This is a genomic window from Streptomyces spongiae (assembly GCF_009377185.1).
Lineage (GTDB): Bacteria > Actinomycetota > Actinomycetes > Streptomycetales > Streptomycetaceae > Streptomyces > Streptomyces spongiae.
On the sequence record NZ_VJZC01000561.1, the window covers coordinates 1 to 6,494 of the forward strand.

Here is a 6,494-nt window from a genome sequence, read left to right on the forward strand (position 1 = left end):
GGGTGAGGGGGCGGCGCCAGGCGTCCGGGGCGGCCGCCGAGGCGAGGGCCGGCACGGCCCGGCCGAGAGCGGCAAGGGAGAACAGGACGTCCTCAGTGGTGACGTCCGCACGGAGGGTCCCCTGGTCGCGGCCACGGCGCAGCAGCAGCTCGATCGTCTCGCGGTTGTGAGCGTGCACCGACTGCAGCGCGTCGACGCCCTCCAGATGCGTGGTCATCAGGTCGTTCGTGCCGCGGTCGGCGGCCAGGACCGCGAAGACGGCCTCCAGATAACCGGTCAGGCCCGCCCAGGCGTCCTCGACGGCACGCGCCTCCTCGCCCACGGTCATGGTGTCCGTCAGCACGTCACGGAACACGGCGTCGACGAGGGCCGCGCGGCTGGGGAAGTGCCGGTACAGGGTGGCGTTGCCGATCCCGGCCCGGCGGGCGATCACGTCCAGCGGTGCTTCGAGGCCCTGTTCGGTGAACACCTCGTGCGCCGCCTCGATCAGCAGCTCCCGGTTGCGCCGCGCGTCACGCCGCCGCCCCGGCGTCCTCGCGGCGTTGGCACCGCCCGCGCCGACCGTCATCCTCGCCCTCCGTCCTGCCGGGGAGCTCTCCCCACGACCGGGGAGTACTCCCCGGTGCGGATGCTATCGTCAGAACCTGAAGTGGGGAGCCATCCCCGTTTCATGAGGCCGCACGACACTCCCAGGACTCCGGAACCGAAAAGGAAGCAGCATGACGGCGCTCACCTTGCAGGACCTGGCCCCCGACGGCCTCGATCCGGCCGCGGACCCGTACCCCGCCTACGCCACCCTCCGGGCCAAGGGCCCCGTACACCGCGTCCTCGTGCCCGGAAGCGGCGAGTGCTGGCTGGTCGTCACCCGCGACGCCGCCCGCGCCGCACTGACCGACCCGCGCCTGCGCAACGACATCCGCCACTCCGCCACCTGGCGCAGCGACGGCGGCCACGCCATCGGGCGCAACATGCTCCAGACCGACCCGCCGCAGCACACCCGACTGCGCCGTCTCGTCGCGCCCCACTTCACCGCGGGACGGATCGCCGCTCTGCGCCCGGGGATCGAATCCATGGCCCGTGAACTGCTCCACGGGCTCCCGGAGGACCGGCCGGTGGACCTGGTGAGCCGGTACGCGCTGCCGTTGCCGGTCACCGTGATCTGCGACCTGCTGGGGGTCCCCGCTTCCGATCGCGCTCTCTTCCACACCTGGTCGAACGAACTGGTCATGCCCACCTCGCCGGAGGCGGCGACCTCGGCCGCAGCGGCCCTGACGGCCTACCTGACCGACCTCATCGAGACCAGGCGCGACGCGGTCGCACATGACCCCGGCGGCCCGGACACCGACCTGCTCGGCGGTCTCGTCGCGGCGGCCCGCGAAGACGCCCCGGGCGACCGTCCAGCGCACGACGACAGCACTCCCGCTCACCTCAGCGCCGAGGAACTGCTCGGCATGGCCTTCCTGATCCTCGTCGCCGGCCACGAGACGACGGTCAACCTGATCTCCTCAACCGTCCACGCCTTGTTGGCCCACCCGGACCAACTCGCCCTGCTCCGCGCCGATCCGGGCCTCGTCGCGGCCACGGTCGAGGAGTCGCTGCGCTACAACTCACCCGTCCACGCCACCGCGTTCCGTTTCGCGGCCGAAGCCCTGGACCTCGCGGGCACCCGCATACCCGGGGGCGACCCGGTGCTCATCTCGCTCGCCGCGGCCTCCCGCGACCCCCTCCACTTCCCCGAGCCCGACCGCTTCGACATCCGGCGTGCGGGACCCGCACACCTCGGATTCGGGCACGGCCTGCACCACTGTCTCGGCGCGCCCTTGGCCCGCGTGGAAGCCACCGTGGCCCTGAGCCTGCTCCTGGCCCACCGCCCCACGCTCACGCTCGCCACCGACCCGACGGCACTCACCTGGCGCACCAGCACGCTGCTCCGCGGCCTGACCGCGCTGCCGGTGAGCTTCCACTGAGGAGGGGCCGGCCAGGCGCAGGAGAGCCGTGCGGAGCGCGGAACGGAGAAGAGCTACGCTCGTCGCACGACCGCACAACGAGCGGTCCGGTACGGAGGGGGATGACCGTGGTGGTGAGTCGTCCTCTCCTCTACATCGACGTCGACGGCCCGCTGAACCCGTACGCGGCGAAGCCGGAACGGCGCCCCGACGGCTACGGGACCCACCGGATGAAGCCGCCGGGCTGGGTCGCCCAGCATCCGGGCGCGCCGTGGGCCCACGTGAAGCCGCTCAGGGTCTGGCTCAACCCCGACCACGGCCGCCGGCTCCTGGACCTGAGCGACCGGTACGACCTGGTGTGGGCCACCACATGGGGCCGCGACGCGAACGACTACATCTCGCCGGTCCTCGGGCTGCCGGACCTCCCCGTCGTGGACTGGCCGGTGAGGCACGACGCCGCGTCGGACGGGACGTTCTGGAAGACCCGCCACCTCGTCGCACACGCCTCCGGCAGACCCTTCGCCTGGGTCGACGACGAACTCGGCGACAGGGACCGCGTCTTCGTACGGACACATCACGTGGGACAGGCCCTGCTCCGTCACGTCGACGCACGACTCGGCCTCCGCGCCCCCGACTTCGAGGCCGTCGCCGCCTTCGCGCGCACCTTGGGCACCGGTCCAGCCTGACCGGGCTCAGCCGGGCTACGTGGCCGTATCGCGTCGAGACAGCGCGTGCCCTGGACGCGCAGGGCCTCAGCGAGTTCGGGCGGGGCGTGCGTGAGCGTGAAGTCGGCGTCGACCGAGGTGACCATCCAGGCGAGGTCACGGGGCGTGTCGGCGCCCAGGTGCAGCAGGCAGCTGTGGTCGTCGAGGGGTTCGACGACGCCCATGCCGGGCCAGACGCGGTCGGCGACCGCCTCGGCGGACTCGTGCAGCGTGACGGTCGCCTGGAACCGCCAGGCCCGCGAGGAGAGCCGGTGGGCCACGTACGCGGCCACATCACCCTCGGGAGGCTCACGCGGGACGAACCGCGGTCCGGTCGGGGTGCGCGGGGTGAGCCGGTCGACGCGGAAGGTGCGCCAGTTGTCGCGGTCGGTGTCCCAGGCGACGAGGTACCAGTGGCGGTCGAAGCTGACCAGGCTGTGCGGTTCGACCGAGCGGACGCCGGTCCCGCCCCGCATACCCGTGTAGTCGAAGCGCAGCCGCTCGCGCCGGCGGCACGCCTCGGCGACGGCCATGAGGGTGTCCGGCGAGACCTCGGGGCCCGGGGCCGTACCGGCCCGGACGGTGACGGCGTGCAGGGTGCCGACACGGTGCCGCAGCCGGGAGGGCAGTACCTGTTCCAGCTTGGCCAGCGCGCGCAGCGAGGACTCCTCGATGCCCGCGACCGAACCACCGGCCGCGGTCCGAAGTCCGACCACCACGGCGACGGCCTCCTCGTCGTCGAGCAGCAGCGGCGGCAGACTCGCCCCGGCGCCGAGCCGGTAGCCGGCCGCGCCCCGGGACGCCCGCACGGGATACCCGAGCTCGCGCAGCCGCTCCACGTCACGGCGGACCGTACGCCGGCTGACACCGAGGCGTTCGGCGAGCTCGGCACCGGAACGGTCACCGTGGGTCTGCAGCAGGGCGAGGAGTTTCAGCAGCCGCCCGGAGGTCTCCACCATGCCGTCAGAATGCCGGAAGGTTAGGACCGCGGCTGACCCAACCGGTCCCTAGCGTCACCGTCATGACCAACGTGACACCCGACAGCACCATGACCGAAGCGGCACCCGACCGCACCATGACCGAAGAGGCACCCGACGTCCGTCCGTTCCGCATCGCCGTCCCGCAGGACCGGATCGACGATCTCCACACCCGCCTGGCCGCCACCCGCTGGCCCGACGAACTGCCCGGCGTGGGCTGGAGCCGTGGTGTCCCCACGACCTACCTGAGGGACCTCACCGACCACTGGCGCACCGCCTACGACTGGCGGGCCCAGGAGACGGAACTCAACGCGCACCCCCAGTTCCTGACCACCGTCGACGGGCAGACGGTCCACTTCCTGCACGTGCGGTCCCCGGAGCCCGACGCCACCCCCCTGATGCTGCTGCACGGCTGGCCGGGCTCGGTGGTGGACTTCCTCGACGTCCTCGGCCCCCTGTCCGACCCCCGCGCCCACGGCGGCGACCCGGCGGACGCCTTCCACCTGGTGGTCCCGTCGCTGCCGGGGTTCGGCTTCTCCACCCCGCTGGCCGGGCCCGGCATGAACGCGGCCCACATGGCCACGGTGCTGAACCGCCTGATGTCCCGCCTGGGCTACGCACGCTACGGAGTACAGGGCTACGACACCGGCACGTGGATCGCCCCCGAGATGGGCAGGCAGGCACCGGACCACGTGATCGGCATCCACCTCAACGCCATGATCACGTTCCCCACGGGGGAGGGCGACACCGACGGACTCACCGAGGCCGAGCAGCGCCGCTGGCAGGCCATGCAGGACTTCAACGACGGCTACCTGCAGTGCAACGCCAAACGCCCGCAGACCGTGGCGTACGCCCTCACGGATTCCCCCGTCGGCCAACTCGCCTGGATCGTGGAGAAGTTCAAGGAGCTCACCGACCCGGAGGACGCACTGCCCGAGGACAGTGTCGACCGGGACCGCATGCTCACGAACATCTCGCTGTACTGGTTCACCGGCACCGCCGCCTCCGCCGCCCAGATCTACTACGAGGAGATGTCGGCGGCCACCTGGAACGACGACTCGGACAAGGACGGGGACGAGGACGCGACGACGGGCTGGGACGGCGCCCAGGACGACTGGTCCGCCGCACGACGTGGCACCGTACCCACCGCCGTACTCCTCTCCCTCCACGACGTGACCGTCCGCCGTTGGGCCGAACGTGACCACAACGTCGTACGGTGGACCGAGCTCGACCGAGGCGGACACTTTCTCGCCATGGAGGCGCCGGACCTCCTCGTCGGCGACGTACGCGCGTTCTTCACCAAGGTGCGCTGACCCCGGTCAGACCTGCCCGCCCCGTTCGCCCAACCGCCCCTCGGCCTCGGCGAGAATCTCCGTCACCCGCAGGCCGAAGGCGGCGTCGCACGCGTGCGGCCGACCGGTCTCGACGGCGGCGAGGAGGGCGTCGGCCGCCCGCGTGAGCGCCTGCACCGCGCTCTCGGAGGACTCGGGCAGCACGGTGACGCCTGCCTTGCCGCGCAACTCGACCGTGGTCCCGGCGGCCGCGGGCGGGGCCGTGAGGCTGAGGGTCAGGGTGCTCGACGCCCCGCCGACGTGTTCGAGGACCAGGTGCACGGTGTCCTCCGGGCCGCGTGCGGCGGCCGCCACCCGCCTGACGTCGCCGAGCACCGGCAACAGCAGCGACAGGGCGTGCGGACCGACGTCCCACAGGCCCCCCTTCTCCCGTCGCCACGGCGTCGCGAACGGGCTGTCGCCGGTGAACACCGAGCCGAGCCACTCCGCCCGCGCCGTGAACCAGCCGTCCAGAGCGGCCTGTTCGGCGAGCCATGCCTCCGGCGCCGTCTGGAAACGGGAGGTGAAGAAGACGACCGAGGACACCCCGGCCTCACGGGCAGCCTCGACGACGGCCCGCCCCTCCTCGACGCTCGTCGCGACGGGCTTGTCGAGCAACAGATGGCACCGGGCCCGCGCGGCGCGTACGGCGAGCGGGGCCTGCACGGACGGCGGCAGCGCGACAGCGACCGCGTCCACCTCGGCGAGCAGCGCGTCGAGGTCCTCGAACGCGCGGGTGCCGTGCCGGCCGGCCAGTTCCTCGGCCGCCTCCGCACGTCTGCCCCACACCCCCACGAAGTCCAGTCCGGGATGCCCGCTCAACGCCGGGGCATGGGCCATGTCGGCCCACGGTCCTGTACCGAGCAGTCCGATGCGCATGGCGCCGCCTCTCCTGTGCTGATCCCCTGCGTCACCGGCCCGTGCCGGTGACCGCGCGGGGCGAGCCTTTCACGCGGGCCCTGACCTGCACCACCGTCGGGCGCGCCTACGTGAGACCGGCCTGCCCGTACGGCACCAGCCGGACGGGACCCGTCAGCCCGTACGCCTGACGCGGGAGCGCGCCGAAGACCTCCGGACGGGCCACCCTGAGACGGTTGATGAGGGGCGTGGCCACCTCCACCTCCAGGATGTTGTCCCCACGCCGGAGCCACGCGCTGACGTCGAGGACGGGACGGAGCCGGTCGACCGGACCCAGCAGGGTGCCGTTGAGGGTGACCCGACAGGTGTCACCGACCTGGCCGAGTTCCAGCCGCGCACCGTGGCCCGCGCCCCAGCCCGGCGGCAGGGCGAGCGTGGTCCGGTAGCGGCCGACGCCGGCGACGTCGGCCAGCTCGGGGATCTCGGACCAGGGCAGCAGGGCGTCGAGCGTCACGGTGTGCCTGACCACCTCGGTGTCCGTCGCCCTGGCACCCGGCCGCCAGTCCTCCACGTCCAGCCGCCAGCGGTCCGGTACGACGGGGTCGGGCACCCGGGAGATCCTCGTGGTGACCGTACGGCCCCGGGAGAGCCGGGTCGTGTACGTGCCCGCCCTGCCCG

At 72.7% G+C, this 6,494-nt stretch carries 6 protein-coding genes and 1 pseudogene; 3 read left to right on the top strand and 4 right to left on the bottom strand.

Translation table 11 applies throughout. The features are described 5' to 3' along the window. Positions 1–568, bottom strand: a 568-nt coding sequence (locus FNH08_RS41435) for a TetR/AcrR family transcriptional regulator (RefSeq protein ID WP_152776677.1), incomplete at its 3' end; no start/stop codon positions are given. Between the two features lie 151 nt (positions 569–719). Between FNH08_RS41435 and FNH08_RS41440 the strand changes: the two genes are divergently transcribed. Further along, positions 720–1,967, top strand: a complete 1,248-nt coding sequence (locus FNH08_RS41440; protein WP_152776678.1) for a cytochrome P450 family protein — start codon at positions 720–722, stop codon at positions 1,965–1,967. Between the two features lie 101 nt (positions 1,968–2,068). Beyond that, positions 2,069–2,632 (top strand): HAD domain-containing protein, encoded by a 564-nt coding sequence (locus FNH08_RS41445; RefSeq protein ID WP_152776679.1) that lies wholly within the window; start codon positions 2,069–2,071, stop codon positions 2,630–2,632. Here the strand turns inward: FNH08_RS41445 and FNH08_RS41450 are convergent. Next, on the bottom strand, positions 2,545–3,609 hold the full coding sequence (locus tag FNH08_RS41450; RefSeq protein WP_152776680.1) for a helix-turn-helix transcriptional regulator: 1,065 nt from the start codon (positions 3,607–3,609) through the stop codon (positions 2,545–2,547). The two genes, FNH08_RS41445 and FNH08_RS41450, sit on opposite strands and share 88 nt — an antisense overlap. Positions 3,610–3,671: 62 nt before the next feature. Here FNH08_RS41450 and FNH08_RS41455 point away from each other — a divergent pair, with 62 nt between their 5' ends. Beyond that, entirely contained in the window at positions 3,672–4,940 is a 1,269-nt protein-coding gene (locus FNH08_RS41455) for an epoxide hydrolase family protein (RefSeq protein ID WP_407704560.1), read from the top strand. A gap of 6 nt (positions 4,941–4,946) precedes the next feature. On the opposite strand, the gene FNH08_RS41460 is transcribed toward FNH08_RS41455, so the two are convergent. Together FNH08_RS41460 and FNH08_RS51245 are read right to left on the bottom strand one after the other, a co-directional pair. Then, entirely contained in the window at positions 4,947–5,837 is an 891-nt protein-coding gene (locus FNH08_RS41460; protein ID WP_152776681.1) for a Gfo/Idh/MocA family protein, read from the bottom strand. 106 nt (positions 5,838–5,943) lie between these two features. Beyond that, positions 5,944–6,494: pseudogene (locus tag FNH08_RS51245) on the bottom strand (glycosyl hydrolase); the annotation flags it as partial.